The 15,527-nt window shown below is 33.2% G+C and carries 21 protein-coding genes and 1 tRNA gene; 12 read left to right on the top strand and 10 right to left on the bottom strand.

Features of this window, described 5'->3' with window-relative positions; all coding sequences use genetic code 11:
• Positions 1-38: 38 nt before the first annotated feature.
• The 4 genes from sufC to NMAR_RS02745 all read left to right on the top strand — a co-directional run bounded on the left by sufC (position 39) and on the right by NMAR_RS02745 (position 2,978).
• Positions 39-809, top strand: a complete 771-nt coding sequence (gene sufC, locus NMAR_RS02760) for a Fe-S cluster assembly ATPase SufC (protein ID WP_012214899.1) — start codon at positions 39-41, stop codon at positions 807-809.
• 71 nt (positions 810-880) lie between these two features.
• Complete coding sequence (locus NMAR_RS02755; protein ID WP_012214898.1) at positions 881-1,558, top strand: chlorite dismutase family protein; 678 nt, start codon at positions 881-883, stop codon at positions 1,556-1,558.
• A gap of 75 nt (positions 1,559-1,633) precedes the next feature.
• A complete protein-coding gene (locus tag NMAR_RS02750; protein WP_012214897.1) occupies positions 1,634-2,632 on the top strand; it encodes an aldo/keto reductase in 999 nt (332 codons plus the stop codon).
• Between the two features lie 7 nt (positions 2,633-2,639).
• Entirely contained in the window at positions 2,640-2,978 is a 339-nt protein-coding gene (locus NMAR_RS02745) for a hypothetical protein (RefSeq protein WP_012214896.1), read from the top strand.
• Here the strand turns inward: NMAR_RS02745 and ahbA are convergent.
• Complete coding sequence (gene ahbA, locus NMAR_RS02740; protein WP_148680287.1) at positions 2,975-3,991, bottom strand: siroheme decarboxylase subunit alpha; 1,017 nt, start codon at positions 3,989-3,991, stop codon at positions 2,975-2,977. The two genes, NMAR_RS02745 and ahbA, sit on opposite strands and share 4 nt — an antisense overlap.
• A gap of 100 nt (positions 3,992-4,091) precedes the next feature.
• Here ahbA and NMAR_RS02735 point away from each other — a divergent pair, with 100 nt between their 5' ends.
• From NMAR_RS02735 to NMAR_RS02720, 4 genes are read left to right on the top strand one after another with little or no spacing between them, the layout of a single operon-like run.
• Positions 4,092-4,745 (top strand): precorrin-2 dehydrogenase/sirohydrochlorin ferrochelatase family protein, encoded by a 654-nt coding sequence (locus NMAR_RS02735; RefSeq protein ID WP_012214894.1) that lies wholly within the window; start codon positions 4,092-4,094, stop codon positions 4,743-4,745.
• Entirely contained in the window at positions 4,742-6,007 is a 1,266-nt protein-coding gene (gene hemA, locus NMAR_RS02730) for a glutamyl-tRNA reductase (protein WP_012214893.1), read from the top strand. The genes NMAR_RS02735 and hemA overlap by 4 nt, the downstream gene beginning before the upstream one ends.
• A 31-nt stretch (positions 6,008-6,038) precedes the next feature.
• Positions 6,039-7,019: a porphobilinogen synthase gene (gene hemB / locus NMAR_RS02725; RefSeq protein WP_012214892.1), complete on the top strand. Its 981-nt coding sequence runs from the start codon at positions 6,039-6,041 to the stop codon at positions 7,017-7,019.
• Positions 7,016-7,327: a hypothetical protein gene (locus NMAR_RS02720; RefSeq protein WP_012214891.1), complete on the top strand. Its 312-nt coding sequence runs from the start codon at positions 7,016-7,018 to the stop codon at positions 7,325-7,327. The genes hemB and NMAR_RS02720 overlap by 4 nt, the downstream gene beginning before the upstream one ends.
• Here the strand turns inward: NMAR_RS02720 and NMAR_RS02715 are convergent.
• Positions 7,324-7,944 carry an HD domain-containing protein gene (locus NMAR_RS02715; protein WP_012214890.1) on the bottom strand — a complete coding sequence of 207 codons (621 nt, stop codon included), beginning with the start codon at positions 7,942-7,944 and terminating at the stop codon, positions 7,324-7,326. The two genes, NMAR_RS02720 and NMAR_RS02715, sit on opposite strands and share 4 nt — an antisense overlap.
• Positions 7,945-8,565: a hypothetical protein gene (locus NMAR_RS02710; protein ID WP_012214889.1), complete on the bottom strand. Its 621-nt coding sequence runs from the start codon at positions 8,563-8,565 to the stop codon at positions 7,945-7,947.
• 185 nt (positions 8,566-8,750) lie between these two features.
• On the opposite strand from NMAR_RS02710, the gene NMAR_RS09990 reads away from it, so the two are divergent.
• Positions 8,751-8,873, top strand: coding sequence for a hypothetical protein (locus tag NMAR_RS09990; RefSeq protein ID WP_274377693.1), 123 nt, complete (start codon positions 8,751-8,753; stop codon positions 8,871-8,873).
• 33 nt (positions 8,874-8,906) lie between these two features.
• On the opposite strand, the gene NMAR_RS02705 is transcribed toward NMAR_RS09990, so the two are convergent.
• Positions 8,907-9,007: transfer RNA gene (locus NMAR_RS02705), tRNA-Leu, on the bottom strand.
• Positions 9,008-9,127: 120 nt separating this feature from the next.
• Between NMAR_RS02705 and NMAR_RS02700 the strand changes: the two genes are divergently transcribed.
• On the top strand, positions 9,128-9,442 hold the full coding sequence (locus tag NMAR_RS02700) for a single stranded DNA-binding domain-containing protein (RefSeq protein ID WP_012214888.1): 315 nt from the start codon (positions 9,128-9,130) through the stop codon (positions 9,440-9,442).
• On the opposite strand, the gene NMAR_RS02695 is transcribed toward NMAR_RS02700, so the two are convergent.
• Together NMAR_RS02695 and NMAR_RS02690 are read right to left on the bottom strand one after the other, a co-directional pair.
• Positions 9,436-10,041 (bottom strand): hypothetical protein, encoded by a 606-nt coding sequence (locus NMAR_RS02695; protein WP_012214887.1) that lies wholly within the window; start codon positions 10,039-10,041, stop codon positions 9,436-9,438. The genes NMAR_RS02700 and NMAR_RS02695 overlap by 7 nt on opposite strands.
• A 62-nt stretch (positions 10,042-10,103) precedes the next feature.
• The gene (locus NMAR_RS02690) at positions 10,104-11,045 is read right to left on the bottom strand and encodes a coiled-coil domain-containing protein (RefSeq protein WP_238523192.1); all 942 of its coding nucleotides are present in this window, start codon (positions 11,043-11,045) and stop codon (positions 10,104-10,106) included.
• 137 nt (positions 11,046-11,182) lie between these two features.
• On the opposite strand from NMAR_RS02690, the gene NMAR_RS02685 reads away from it, so the two are divergent.
• On the top strand, positions 11,183-11,494 hold the full coding sequence (locus NMAR_RS02685; RefSeq protein WP_012214885.1) for a hypothetical protein: 312 nt from the start codon (positions 11,183-11,185) through the stop codon (positions 11,492-11,494).
• On the opposite strand, the gene NMAR_RS02680 is transcribed toward NMAR_RS02685, so the two are convergent.
• Positions 11,483-12,151 carry a phosphatase PAP2 family protein gene (locus NMAR_RS02680; RefSeq protein WP_012214884.1) on the bottom strand — a complete coding sequence of 223 codons (669 nt, stop codon included), beginning with the start codon at positions 12,149-12,151 and terminating at the stop codon, positions 11,483-11,485. The two genes, NMAR_RS02685 and NMAR_RS02680, sit on opposite strands and share 12 nt — an antisense overlap.
• Positions 12,152-12,269: 118 nt before the next feature.
• Between NMAR_RS02680 and NMAR_RS02675 the strand changes: the two genes are divergently transcribed.
• Entirely contained in the window at positions 12,270-13,496 is a 1,227-nt protein-coding gene (locus NMAR_RS02675; RefSeq protein ID WP_012214883.1) for a phosphoglycerate kinase, read from the top strand.
• Here the strand turns inward: NMAR_RS02675 and NMAR_RS02670 are convergent.
• Genes NMAR_RS02670 through NMAR_RS02660 form a run of 3 tightly spaced genes read right to left on the bottom strand, consistent with a single transcriptional unit; the run spans position 13,489 to position 15,519 of the window.
• Positions 13,489-13,833: a hypothetical protein gene (locus NMAR_RS02670; protein ID WP_012214882.1), complete on the bottom strand. Its 345-nt coding sequence runs from the start codon at positions 13,831-13,833 to the stop codon at positions 13,489-13,491. The two genes, NMAR_RS02675 and NMAR_RS02670, sit on opposite strands and share 8 nt — an antisense overlap.
• A gap of 1 nt (position 13,834) precedes the next feature.
• On the bottom strand, positions 13,835-14,278 hold the full coding sequence (locus tag NMAR_RS02665) for an iron-sulfur cluster assembly scaffold protein (protein ID WP_012214881.1): 444 nt from the start codon (positions 14,276-14,278) through the stop codon (positions 13,835-13,837).
• The gene (locus NMAR_RS02660) at positions 14,275-15,519 is read right to left on the bottom strand and encodes a cysteine desulfurase (protein ID WP_012214880.1); all 1,245 of its coding nucleotides are present in this window, start codon (positions 15,517-15,519) and stop codon (positions 14,275-14,277) included. Before NMAR_RS02660 ends, NMAR_RS02665 begins: the two co-directional genes overlap by 4 nt.
• Between the last annotated feature and the right edge of the window lie 8 nt (positions 15,520-15,527).

The following is a 15,527-nucleotide window of genomic DNA, read 5'->3' as shown; positions in this document are numbered from 1 at the left end:
TCGTCTGTATTATATATAGAAACAAAACATTTTGCAACATGGCAGTTCTTGAGATTAAAGACCTTCATGTAACAAGAGAAGGAAAAGAAATACTCAAAGGAGTTAATTTGAAAACAGGTCCTGGAGAAGTTCATGCCATTATGGGACCTAACGGTTCAGGAAAAAGTACGCTAGCTTACACATTACTTGCACATCCAAAATACGAAGTTACACAAGGAGATATTTTGTTAGATGGTGAGAGCATTTTAGAATTAACTGCAGATGAAAGAGCAAAGAAAGGATTATTCTTAGGATTCCAATACCCAACAGAAGTTTCTGGTGTAGGTTTCTCTCACTTTCTTAGAACAGCTTACAATTCTCTAAGTAAAGCACTTGAAGGTGATGATAGAGAAGTGTTCATCACAGTAAGAGAATTTCAAAAATATCTTAAAGAAAATCTAGAAAAAGTTGGACTAAAAGAAGAGTTCCTTTCAAGATACCTTAACGAGGGTTTCTCTGGAGGAGAAAAAAAGAGAGCAGAAGTTTTACAGATGGCAGTATTAAAACCAAAAATTTCAATTTTAGATGAACCAGATTCTGGTTTAGATATTGACGCAGTTCAAGCAGTTGCAAAAGCAATCAGTCAAGTTTCAGGTAAAGATGCAACAGTAATTGTCATTACACACTATGCAAGAATTCTAAAATTCTTAGACAAACTTGATTATGTTCACGTATTTGCAAGAGGTCAAGTTCTCAAAACAGGAGATGCATCTCTTGCAGACAAACTCGAATCAGAAGGATATGATTGGGTTTTAGAACAAACTGCATAAATCAAATTTTAGAAATTTCACAACAGAAAATCTAGTTTTTGTTTAAATAGGGTTTTCAAATTGTACAGAACATGTCAGAAGATAATGAACAATATTATTTCAATTTCTCATTTTTCAAAGTTGATCCTAAATGGAGATGGATGGCAGATTTGGCAAAAGAAGAATCTGCAAAAGAAGTTGAAAATATTTTAAAAAATTCAGGAATAAAATACAGAGCATATTCTAATTTAGGATTAAGAGATGATGCAGACTTTCTATTATGGTTTGTTGGAAGTTCATTAGAAGAAATTCAAAAGGCGATAGAAAAATTATACAAAACAGTTTTTGGAAAATACATCATTCCATCTAGGACATATCTATCATGTTCAAGACCATCAATCTATGTTAAAGGACAAGGGAAAGAACATGGATTCGTTACAGGAATGGATCCAAAGAAACACGTCATAGTTTATCCATTTACAAAAACTCGTGAATGGTATCTCTTACCTCAAGAAAAAAGACAAGAGATAATGGATGAACATATTGAAGTGAGTAAAAAATACCCACAAGTAATTCTAAACACAACATACTCTTTTGGAATACATGATGAAGATTTCATGCTAGCATTTGAGGTAGACAATGTTAGAGACTTTCAAGATTTGATAATGGATTTGAGAGAAACTCAAGTTTCAACATACGTAAAAAATGACATTCCTATGATTGTATGTATCAAAAAGGACATTGTGCCATTAATTTCCAGTCTAGGTTAGAATTTCAAAGGTGCAAATTGCGGATAAACATAAATGAAGAAATTTCAAATATCTCTTAAAATCAAGGTGTAAAAGATGAAATACAAAAAACTAGGCAAAAGTGGAATCGAAGTTTCAGAGATAGGTTTTGGTGCATGGAGTATTGCATTAGATTGGTGGGGAAAGAAAGTTGAAGAAGATGAAGCAAAAAGAATGCTAAAAAAAGCATATGATTTGGGAATTAATTATTTTGAAACAGCAGACATGTATGGTAAAGGGAAAAGTGAGAGACTAATTGGTGAAGTATTCAAAGGAATGAGAGATGAGGTAGTAATTTCAACAAAATATGGTTACGATTTTTCAGATGTTGAACAAATTGGACATGCAGAATTACCACAGGACTACAGTCCAGAATATACAAGAAAAGCAGTTGATGCATGTTTAGAAAGATTACAAACAGACTATCTTGATTCATTAGGATTGCATAATCCAAAATTACATCATGTTAGAAATGATGAAACCTTTAACACCATTGATGAATTAATGGATGAAGGAAAAATCAGAGCAGCCCAAGTTGCACTTGGTCCAGCAATTGGATGGACTCAAGAAGGACTAGAAGCAATGGATAGAAAAAGTGTATCATCAATTCAAACAGTTTACAATATTTTAGAACAAACTCCAGGTAATGAGTTAATTCAGAAAGCAGAGCAACAAGACGTAGGAATTCTTGTTAGAGTTCCAGACGCATCAGGGATTTTAACTGGAAAAGTAAAGGCAGATACAGTAATTCCAGCAAATGACCACAGAAAAGATAGAAAAGTAGAATGGAGAAAATCAGCACTAGAAAAAGTAGAACAATTCAGACCAATTGCAGAAAGAAACGGATTAAACATTACAGAATTTGCAATTAAATTCATCTTGTCAAAAAACAAAATTGCATCAGTATTACCAACTGTTGTAAGTGAAGAAGAGATTGAAATGTTTGCAGCAATTTCTGATGGAAAATATTTGAGTTCTTCAGATATGAAAGAAATTGATGACTTGTACAACACATGGCCTGAATACGAACTAAAGGCAACACCACAAGTAAACTAGTGTACAAATGGATTTTCCAATAGATTCTCAAAAAACTCTAGAAGTTATAGAAAGAATGAAGCTTGCCAAAATAGGCGAATATAAAAAATGGGAAGTAATTATCAAAAAAATAAAAAAAGATGGTCCTTTGAATCAAGGAGAATTAGAATACTATACCAACCTGACAAGAATTTACAAGGATTCAGCAATCACAAGTAGAAGTAAGATTTACCATACTAAACTATCAGAACATGATGAAAAACCACCTTGCAAAGAATGCGGTAAAAATTCATCATTCTACTGTAACATGAATGACCAGTATTTTTGCACAATTCATGTCGTAGGACATGATGAAAATGAGATTTAGGAAGCAGGAACTGTTTCTTCTAATGAGAAAGAATTCTCAACAAAATATTCAACACGTGTTTTTTTGAATTCACGAGAACTAAAGAGAATTCTGTAGTCATCAACATGGATTTGATCCTGAATAGTTTTTGCCATTTCATTTGCTTCATCATGGGTTTTACAATGAATCATAGAAAAGACATTGTAAGGCCAATCAGGGTATGTAGGTCTCTCATAGCAATGACTTACTTGAGGAAATGCACCTAGTTGTGCTCCAACATCAGTAATCTTATCTTCAGGTACCTTCCAAACAATCATTCCGTTTGCAGTAAATCCAACTTGTCTATGTCTTAAGATAGCAGCAAATCTTCTCATCACACCAATCTCTTCATAATGTTTCATCTTTTCAAATAATTCATTTTCAGTCATTCCAAGATTATTTGCAGCTTTGACAAAGGGTTCATCGATAACATCCATATCTTTTTGTAATTCACGGATGAAGTCTTTGTCTTCTTCAGTTGGTTCAAATTTTACATTCTTGATTTCTTTCTTTTCTTCAGTTGGAGCAACATCATGTTTTTTTTCATCAACCATGTCAAGTTTTACACCAATTTTGAATAACTGTAAGGTAGGAAGCATTCGTACTTTTTTGATTCCTTTTAAGACATTGAATTTATCAAGTTCTGTTTTCAAATCAGATCCAGGAGGAACAGCCAAAGTAAACCAAAGATTGAATTGATGATCACGTTCATAGTTATGACTAACACCAGGGTGACGATTAATTTGACTTGCAACATATTCCAATTTGTCATGTTCAATCTCCATTGCAACCAATGAACTAGTGTAACCCAGTTTTCTAGTATCAAAAATTGCACTAAGTTGTCTCAACACACCGATTTCTTTTAGTTGATTAAGACGTTCTTTTACAATTTCAGGAGTAGTATTGAATTTTTTTGCAATTGCATCAAATGGTCTAGTGACAAGAGGAAATGTCCACTGGATTTCATTTAGAAGTTCTTTGTCTAATTCATCCATAGAGGTCATATGACAAACACACTCTCATTCAATTAAAAATGTAGCTGGATGCATAAACAGGATTTTAATACATAAATAGAAATCGAAAGGTTTTTGATCGATGATAGTAGACCTGAACCTTCAAGGAAAATCAGTGATTGTGATTGGAGGTGGTAATGAGGCACAAAAAAGAATCAATTCTCTGATAAAAGAAAAGTGCAATATCATAGTAATTAGTAATAAAGTAACTCCACAAATTAGCAGACTTGTAAAATCAAAGAAAATTCAATTAAAAAAACAAAATATTCAAGATACAAAATTCATTTCTAAACTCAAACCAGACATCATCATTACAACTACTGATGACAAAAAACTTAATCAAAAAATCATCAATATAGGAAAAAAGAAAAAAATTATCACATATAGTTCAGATAATCCAGATGAGAGTGACTTTTCAAATCCAGCTATAATTGATTTTGAAAAAATGATTCAGATTGCAATTTTTACTGGAGGTCGAAGTCCTGCAATGTCAAAAAAACTCAAAAGAAAATCTGAAGAACTCTTTAGAAAAATTATCACAAAAGAAGACATTGGTCAAATTAAAATTCAAAAGATCGCAAGAGGTGCTGCAAAAGAGAAGATTCCCACTCCAACAGAACGAAAAGCATGTCTTCGCAGTATCATGGCTGATAATGAGATTGATCAGTTAATAAAAGACAGTCAAATGAAAAAAGCTGAAAAAAGAGCCATTACAATAGTGAGGAATTGGAAATGAGTCAAAACATCATTAATGCACGTGTAACTTTTCGTAATTCACCAATCCATATTTTAGAACGATTTACAATAAAAGATATTGAAGAGGCATATGACCAATTCAAAAAACATTCAGGATTGGATGAGTGTGTCATAATTCAAACATGCAATAGAATTGAATTATTTGGAAAATCAAAGAGTCAAGAAGTAGACAAGATAAAGAAGACATGGGCATCACTAGCAGGATTAGAAGAGCAAGTTTTTGATGAAAACATGGAAGTTGAAGAGAACCAAAATGCTTTGCACCATTTATTGAAATTAACATCAGGTTTGGATTCTATGGTACTAGGAGAAGAACAAATTTTGGGTCAAATTAAAAATTCTATCACATCTGCAAGAGAAAGAAAAGCATCAGGTCAGCATCTTAACACATTATTTGACAAAGCAATCAGAATAGGAACTAGAATCAGAAACAATAGTGGGATTGGTAAAGGGGGAATTTCAGTTGGTTCAATGGCAGTAAAGCTTGCAGAAGAAAACATTGATGAATTAAAAACAAAAAAGACATTATTGATTGGAACTGGAGAAGTATCCACATTAGTTGCAAAATCATTACAGAGAAGAGGTTATGCATTTGATGTTACCAGTAGAACACTTAGCAGATCAGAAACATTTTGTGAAACAATGGGAGGAACCCCAGTTAAATTTGAAGAAATTCTTTCAGGATTTGACAATTATGATGTAATTTTTGTTGCAACAACCGCACCATATTTTCTTGTAACATATGAACGAATTACAGAAGCAATGAAAGATAAAAACAAAGGCATGATGATTTTGGATTTATCAAATCCAAGAACAGTAGATGAGAAGGTTGCAACCATAGGTGGAATAAAACTGATGAATCTTGATCAAATTGCAGAAATGGTTGAAAAGAACATGAATGCTAGATTAAACAAGGTCAAAACCGTTGAAAGTATAATTAACGAAGAAGTATCTGTATTAGAAGCCTCGATGAAAAGACTAGAAGCAGAACCATTAGTAAAAGATGTATTCAAGAATATTGAATCACTTAGAGAAAAAGAGTTACAAAAAGCACTTCAGATGTTAGATGAAAAAGATGAGAAAAGAATCAAAATTATTGATGAATTAACCAAAGCAGTAGTAGAGAGTATTGTTTCAACACCAATGAACAATATCAGAAAAGCATCCGAGCAAGGTAATCCAGAGGTAGTTGACTTGGCAAGCAAGCTCTTTGACTATAAAAAACAAGAACAGGCTGACTAAGATTATATTTTACCAAAAGAGAATTCGGAATATGTCATTTCCTACTAGACGTCTAAGAAGACTAAGAACATCAGAGAAGATGAGAGAATTAGTTCAAGAGACTAGACTGTCTCCAAGTGATTTGATTTGTCCAATTTTTGTTCAAGAGGACATAAAAACTAGAATCAAAATTGAATCAATGCCATCAATTGAAAGACTTCCTTTAGACGATGTCACAGACGAAGTTGGAACTATTAGTGATTTAGGAATTCCTGCAATCATGTTATTTGGAATTCCTAGTAACAAAGATGAAACAGGTTCATCAGCATTTGACGATAACGGGATTGTACAAAAGGCAATTTCTCAAGTTAGAGAGAATTTTGGAGACAAAATAGTAATTATGGCAGATACCTGTCTATGTCAATTTACATCTACAGGACATTGTGGAGTTATTTCTAACAATAAAGTCGATAATGATGCAAGTCTTGAACTTTTAGCAAAAACAGCAGTAAGCCAAGCAAAAGCTGGAATGGATACATCATCACCATCAGCAATGATGGACGGTCAAGTTGCAGCAATAAGAAATGCATTAGATGATGAAGGTTTCTCAGATGTTTCAATAATGTCTCATGCTGCAAAACATCGTTCAAATTTTTATTCACCTTTTAGAGATGCAGCAGCATGTGCTCCAGAATTCGGAGATAGAAAAACATACCAAATGCCTTACACCAACGCAAGAGAAGCAATGATGGAAGTTGAAACTGACATTAATGAAGGAGTAGACATTGTTATGATAAAACCAGCATTATCTTATTTGGATTTGATATCTGAAACAAGAAGAAGATTCAATATTCCAGTAGCTGCATACAGCGTTTCTGGAGAATATGCATTGGTAAAAGCAGCTTCACAATTAGGATATGTAAATGAAAATGAGGTCACTGATGAGATCTTGTCTTCCATTAAAAGAGCAGGGGCAGACATGATTGTTACTTATTTTGCAAAATCTGCTGCAAAATTCATGCAAGAATCATGAGAAACGACGAGCGTTACGAGATTCAAAGGGCATTTGATTTACTCCCACACGTAATTGGGGCAAGTTGGGCATCAGTTGAATTTAGGATGAAAGGAATCAAAAAACCAACAAGAGAAGAGTTTCGTGAGAAAACTCTACAATATCTAAAGATGGTAGAGCCAGTCTTTGAATCATATCCACAAGATGAAGAGTTTGATGCAATTCGCAAGTATATTGATTTTAGAAAAAATGAAGAATATGAGAAGATAATTTCAGGTTTGAATAAAGAGATAGAGAAGAGATACGACAGATACGTCGATTATGGTTAAACTTCTTGTTTTAGTTGTTTTATATACTCTTTTAGAATTCTCGTTCTTCTTTTTGCTTCTATTTTACCAGATTTTGTATTCATTAGAGATTCAAGTTTGAGTAATTTTTGGAAGAAGTGATCAACAGTCCAGGTCTTATCATCAGGAATTCTATTTTTACAAAACGGGTCATCAATATTGTAAAAGGGTCTCTTCAAAGAACCACCTGTAGCAAAAACTCTAGCAATTCCAATTGCACCTAAAGCATCAAGTCTATCAGAATCTTGTAAAATTTTACCCTCAATGGTTTTGGGGATTTTCTTTTGAGAAAAACTATGATCACGAATGGCGTCTGAAATTATAGTAATTTCATGTTCATCAAAATCATATTTTTTTAAAATTTGTTTTGATTTTTTTGCACTTTCAATAGAAGACATCTTGGAACGTTTGTCAGATTTTGGGTAAGAGACAATATCATGTAGAAGTGCAGCACTCAAAACAAGTTTTTCATTTGCTTTTTCTTTTTTACAAATTTTCTGACCATTTTTGTAAACTCTCATAATATGTTCAAAGTCATGAGCAGGATCATTTTCCATTATTTTTTTTACATCTTTTTTGAGTAATTCGAGAACTTTCATTTAGAATCTCCATATTTTTGGTTTAACGAATTTAATTTTTCTCTGAGTAATTAATACTGTCCAATTAATAGACGCAAAGAGAACAATCACTCCAATTCCCACACCATCAATTAGTAAGATTCCAGTTAGACGGTCTTCAAAGATTTCTAAGAATGGTTGCAAAACGGCATTGCCAAAATAAATCATTATGATGTAAGAAATAGTTCTACCAAACCAAAATCCAATATAGATTCCAATACTTTTTGCACGCATTAACCCGTATGTGATGAATAACATATTGCTTGGTAGAGGTGTTGCACCAAAGAGGAACGATGCAAGGAGATAACCATATTTTTTGTGATTAAGATAATCACCAATTATGTCAAGATTGGATTTTTGTTCTTCTCCAACAAATTTTCTAAATAATCCACTGATCTTTTTGAGAAAAAATCTACCGATGGTAGCACCAGTAGCACCAACCATTGCAAGAAATACAATATTCAGACTAGGATCAAGAAGATAAAATGATGTTAAAACAATCCAGCTTGGAGGCATCAAAATTGGAGATGCATTTACGAGAATCAGCACAAGAAAAATTCCAAAATAGGAAAATTCTGCAAAAAATTCGAAAATATCTACCATCTTTCAAAGAATATGCAGTGTTTTTTGCTTCTAAACCCTTGGATTATGGTTTAGTCACAAAAAAATTCTATTGTGATCTAAAAAATTAAAAAAATTACATCTTTTTCAAAAGAATGATCAGGTATTGTAACAAATTGGATCAATCATGCAATATCTTTATAAGCAAATTATGCCTATTGTTAGGCATGTCTGAGATGGTTTGGAAATGTTTTAGATGCAATCTAACTTTCAAGGACGAAAGTTTGGCAGAAATGCACAAACAAATTTCAGAACATTCTGTGAGTAAAGTCAAAGCATTAGTTGCTTAATTTCAAAAATTTACAATTTTATGTAAAATTTAGTGCAGAGAGTGGGATTTGAACCCACGAACTCCTGAGAGAAGGGATTTCCTATTTGGAAGATCTTGAGTCCCTCTCGGTTGACCGGGCTTCGATATCTCTGCAATGAGAATGGATAAAGAGCAGTATTTTTCGATTACTATTTTGAAAAATTTCAAAATGATCTATCAATTTGAAGAAATTTTAACAAAGCTTATAATCGTGCGTAATAGATTCAAAAATACATGGCAGAATTCATACCAATTTCACAAGTAAAGAAAATGCGAAGTGGAATAAATGCTAAAGCCGAAGTAAAAAGCAAAGGAGACCCAAGAACTGTTAATCTGAAAAGTGGAGGTACAGTAGATGTCTGCGATGCAGTTATTGCTGATGGTGAAACTGAAGATGACCAAATGAAATTGACATTGTGGGGAGATGATATCAAAGCAGTAAATGTTGGAGATGTTGTCGTAATCACAAATGGATATACCAATGAGTTCAAAGGTGAAGTATCCCTAACAAAAGGCAAATTTGGTCAGATGGAAGTAAATCCTCAATAATTTCTTTTATTATCATATTTGTTTTTCAGATCTACTAACACTACAATTACACCAATTATTGAAACAGTGATCCCTAAAACAAGCAAAATACCAGAAACCATCAAGGGTACAACCATACTCATAACAGGAGAATCAGGATTTGTAAAGGATTCAGAGTTTTCTGGATCTTCAGAAAACATTGTGATGATAGTAACATCACGAGCACCTAAATTTTCGATTTCAAGATTTAATGTATCAGATTGAGATATTTGTAATACTTCAAAAAGAATAGGTTCATTTTGAATGAATGTTCCATAATCATCACCAAAAATATTTGAAATTGTTATGGATAATTCATCACCAGCCTGATAATCAATGATTTGAATTCCCCACAAAATTGGGACGTCGGAAGAATATGTTGTGTAAGAAAAATGTGCAGAATCTTGAGGCATAATGTGAATTTCATTAGAAATTTCATCAAACATTTCTTCAAATAATGAAGATACAAAGAAATCACCAGGGCCAGTAACATTAGTAGGAATTGCAGAAGCAGCAATTGAAAGAGAAATTATCACTAAAACTATTCCAGATATAGCAATGATTGGTCCTCGTTTTTTCATTGTAAAAATTCACATAAAACCTACTTTAATGTTATAGGAAAGTAAAGAGAAACTATTTTTCTTTAACGTCTAGTTTTCTTTTTAGCTGCTTTCTTCTTTGTTGTTTTCTTTTTAGTTGCAGTTTTTCTTGCTGGTTTCTTTTTAGCTGCTTTCTTCTTTGTTGCTTTCTTTTTAGTTGCAGTTTTTCTTGCTGGTTTCTTTTTAGCTGCTTTCTTCTTTGTTGCTTTCTTTTTAGTTGCAGTTTTTCTTGCTGGTTTCTTTTTAGCTGCTTTCTTCTTTGTTGCTTTCTTTTTAGTTGCAGTTTTTCTTGCTGGTTTCTTTTTAGCTGCTTTCTTCTTTGTTGCTTTCTTTTTAGTTGCAGTTTTTCTCTTAGCCAACAATTCTTTTAATTTTGAAGAAGCTTTTTCCAATGTTTTCTTTGCAGATTCTTCAGATTTTGTTCGTCTTTCTACTTCTTTGACAAATTTTTCTGCTGCTTTTTTACTAGAAATCATTGTTTCACGTAAGGATGGTTTTGATTGTGATTGTTTTTGTATTTTAGTTGAAATTTTGGATTTTATACTATCAAATTTAGTAACATCTTCAGCAATTTTTTTGGCAGTTTTTTGTCTACTTTTAATCTCATTAGTTAATTCTTCAACATGGTCTCGTAGTGAGCGTAATCTGGACTCTGCGTATTGTTTTTCCTCAGGATTTTCAGAAAACTCGATTTCCTGTTCAGTTTGTTCAATAGCTTCTTTTTCTCTAGATAAACGCTCTTCAGCAGCCTGAACTAATCTTTCAATACTTGCTAATTGGGAATTTTTTTGATTCAAAACACCTGAAACGTCTGAAACATCCTCTCTCTCAGATTCTATTTTTCGGTCAATAGAGTTAAGACCAGAAGTAGAACGTCTTTGAGCTGAAAGAACTTCTTTGAGTTGTTTTTCTGCTCTTTTTCTTAGCTTAGTTGCTTCTTGTTGTTTTTTTCGCAATTGCAAAACTGTTTTTTCTAATGATGCCAATGATTCAAACAAATCAAAAGAGTCGATTAAGTTGTTAATATAATCAGGATTTGACTTGTCAGTTAAGAAAATTAACTAATATTGATCGCAAATAGCATTTTTTTAAAAAATATTAGTCAATATATCTGACAATTATCATGGATTTTCATCCAAAAGACTTGCCAGTTTCAAAAACATATGATCTCAAAGATGAGAAAGATGCATCAAATGCAGTTGAAGATATGGTAAGTATTGGATTTCAAGGAAAAAATGAAGGATTTAGAGTTTTGATGCCAAAAGAATCAAAGATTGCGAAAAGAATTGGGTATACAGTGACTACAGGAGTAACTCATGGGTTAAGACAGAAAAATGAAATTCGAGATGTGAGGTATTGGACATATCATCATGATGATGACCATTATGCAATAGTTTTGATTAGCAATACTGCATTAACAGAATTAGGTTTTTGATTTATCAAAAATTTTGTAAAGTTTTGTTCTGTTTGCCATAACACCAGCTAACATAATTCCAATAACTGTTCCGCCTATCACATCCATAGGATAGTGTTGTAAAACATAGACTCTACTCAATGAGATCATTACAGGATACAAAAGCATTAAGTAAGCACCTCGTGGGAACCGCTCAGACAAAGCATATCCCAAAATAATTCCAAATATCACGGCCCTAGCAGCATGACCAGATGGGTATGATGCATCAAATCCACCCTCACAGAACAAAGCAAAGGTATCACGGCTAATTTCTACAGGGAATTCTACACCCTCATAATCAAAATCAGGCCTATCACGGTCAATTCCACATTTTATGTATCCAGTTAGAAGGGTGGATAATACAATCAATATCATAAGAGTAATTCCTATCCTTCGAGTTTTTGGAATAATTAACATGACAATTCCAAATACCAGCATGTTAAAGACATCGCCACTTTCTGTGATATACTGCATTACGATGTCAAGGGTAGGATTTCCAACATTTTCAGCGAAAAACAAAGTTATACTTTGATCAAAACTTTCAGTAATTCCAGAATAGACTAACCAAGTTAAAATCAAAAATAAAATTGTCAGTAATACAAATGAACGAGACCTGATATCAAAAAGCCAACTTTGCAATTAATCAAACTCCATATACACATCTTTTAATTTTTGTCAATAGATAAGTTTTGGAAATCATTATTTTTGAAATTAGAGTTAACAGAATAATTCTGATCGGCTCAAAGAATTTAACCAAGTGCATAATAGAAAAGGCGTGAAGGTACTCACACTAGATGATTTTGATTTAAAAGGTAAAACTGTTTTTTTAAGAGTGGACATGAACTGTCCAATCGACCCAGAAACAATGGAGATTTCAGGGACTAAAAGAATTGAAGAAGCCATAGAAACACTACAATCACTAAAAGATGCCAAAGTAGTTGTTGCATCACATCAGGGAAGAGTTGGAAATAATGATTATACTGGAATGGACAAACATGCAAAAGTTCTTGAAAAATTAATGAATCGTGAAATAAAATATGTTGAAGACGTAATTGGAGAAGCTGCACAAAATGCAATTAAAAATTTAGAAGATGGAGACATCCTACTTTTAGACAATCTCAGATTATGTGCTGAAGAAAATTATGAGTTCACCCCTGAGAATGCATCTAAAACAATCATGGTTACTCGATTAGCAAAGTTGTTTGATCTATGTGTGTTAGATTCATTTCCTAGTGCACACAGATCACACCCATCAATCGTTGGATTCCCACAAGTACTACCTGCATGTGCAGGAAGAATTGTAGAAAGAGAAGTCAGAAACCTAGATGAAATCATGACTGTGGCAAAAGCACCACATGTAATAGTCTTAGGAGGATCCAAAGTTCCAGATAGGCTTGAGGCAATCAAATTACTTATTCAAAACGGTAGAGCAGATCACGTCTTACTAACAGGATTAATTGGAAATGTGTTCATGCGAGCACAAGCCAGAGTAAAATCATCACTTGGAATCAAAAGAGAAGAAGAAGTTGTTGCAAAAGCTCACACATTGATAGGAGAACATCCAGATGTATTTGCAACACCAGTGGACATTGCAATTGACAAAGATGGTGAAAGAGTAGAGATGGATGTAAGAGAGATGGGTAAAGGAGATAAGATTTTTGATTTAGGTCCAAAAACTGTAGAATATTATTCAAAATTAATTGCAGGTGCAGGAACTGTGTTTATCAGTGGACCAGCAGGATTTTTTGAAAAAGAAAATTTCAGTTATGGAACAAAATCATTATTAACTGCAGTAGCAAATTCAATGGCAACAACAATTGTTAGTGGAGGTCACTTGACAACCGCATTAAAACAGCAAGGATTGGCAGAAAAAATTAATCATATCAGTACTGCAGGTGGGGCATTAGTTCTCTATCTTACAGGTGAAAAATTGCCAATGATAAAAGCATTAGAAGATGCTAGAACAAGACACCAATCTAAATAGTGGATTTACATGAAGAGTTTGGACAGACTCTGTCCTCAGATTTTGCAAGAAACACATCTTGATTACAAGCATTACAATGTAGTTTTTCAACTTCATCAAACAATTTGAGATGGATGGTAGTAAAATTCTGAGCAACATTTCTTGCAAGACCTGAATCACAAAGGTTATTGACAAAAGATTCGATATCATCAATTATCCATGAAGGGTCAATATCACCATTCTCTTTGAGAATTTCAAAAATAGAATCATTTGTAAAAATAGTGTCTACCTCATTGAATTTTTCAAAGATAATTTTTCTAATTTGAAGTTCAACTGGGATTTTAGGCGTAAAACTCATACTAGTACAGGTTTGCTGCCTCTTCTTTTAATTTATCTACATCCTCTGAACTTTCAAGATGTTTTGCAAGATATGTGTACAGAGCAGATTTGAGTACCTTTAGAGAAAGCAGAGCACATTTGATTCTGACTGCTTGCAAGTGTTCCAACCCTAATTCGCTTAGAACATCATTTTTTTCGATGTTTTTTACATCTTCAAGACTTTTGCCTTTAGTGATTTCAGTTAAAACTGAAGAGCATGCCATACAAATTGCACATCCTTTACCATGGAATTTGATATCAGTAACTTTGTCGTCATCAATTTTCATATCAATGTCAATACTATCACCACATAATGGATTTGCATCATGAAATGTTACATCATGATCTTCTATCTCACCATAATTTACAGGATTTCGTGAATAATCCACAATCATTTCATGGTAAATGTCTGCATTACTACTCATAACTTGAACACCTTTGCCACAGTATTTAATGAATTAACTAGTACATCAATGTCTTCTTTAGTATTGTAAATGTAGAAACTTGCTCTTGAAGTAGCAGCTACATTTAGTCTCTCCATCAATACCTGTGCACAGTGATGACCAGAACGCAATGCAATTCCCTCTTCATCAATAATTTGTGCTACATCATGAGGATGCACATCTGCAAAATTAAATGAGATGACGCCACCACGTTTTGAGACATCTTTAGTTCCATAGATTTGTAGTCCTTTAATATTAGAAAGCTTTTCCATAGCGTATTTTGTTAGTTCAATTTCATGTTCACGAATATTGTCCATTCCAATTTTAGTCAAATAATCAATTGCAGCTCCAAATCCAACAACATCTGCAATGTTAGGAGTTCCTGCTTCAAATTTGTAAGGCAAATCATTCCAAGTAGTCTCATACTTGTGAACTTCACGAATCATGTCACCACCACCATGGAAGGGGCTCATTGTATTGAGAACTGATTTTCTGACCCATAGAACACCAATTCCAGTTGGACCTAACATTTTGTGGCCTGAAAATGCAAAGAAATCACAGTCTAAATCTTCAAGATCAACTTTCATGTGAGGAACTGCCTGAGCACCATCAACTAAAGTAGGAACGCCTGCAGCTTTACATTTTTCAATAATTTTTTTGGCATCAGTAATTGTACCAAGTACATTTGACATTAGACTAAATGTAACAAGTTTCACTTTACCTGTTGCAAGATGTTTATCAAGATCATCTAGAATCAATTCACCATTGTCATCCATTCCAATGTATTCTAGTTTGGCACGTTTTTCTTGTGTAAGAAGTTGCCATGGAACAATGTTACTGTGGTGTTCATATTCAGTAGTGACAATAATATCACCTTCACTAATGTGAGGTCTACCCCATGCATATGCAACTAGATTAATTGCTTCAGTGGTTCCTCTAACAAAGATAATTTCTTGTCTGTCTTTAATGTTAACAAAATTTGCAATTTTGTCTCTTGTTTTCTCATAAGCTTCTGTTGCTTCTTCAGCTAGAGCATAAACTGCTCTGTGAATATTTGCATTATGATTTTGATAGTAATCAGTAATAGCATCAATTACTTGATTTGGTTTTTGTGTAGTAGATGCATTATCAAGATAAACTAGATGTTTGTTATCTCTAACAGTTCGTTCAAGGATTGGAAAATCTTTTCTTAAGTTTTCAAATGAAGATTGAGTACTTTGCAAGTTCTAGT

Origin of the sequence: Nitrosopumilus maritimus SCM1 (assembly GCF_000018465.1) — an archaeon.
Lineage (GTDB): Archaea > Thermoproteota > Nitrososphaeria > Nitrososphaerales > Nitrosopumilaceae > Nitrosopumilus > Nitrosopumilus maritimus.
This window is presented reverse-complemented; position numbering and strand designations above follow the sequence as displayed.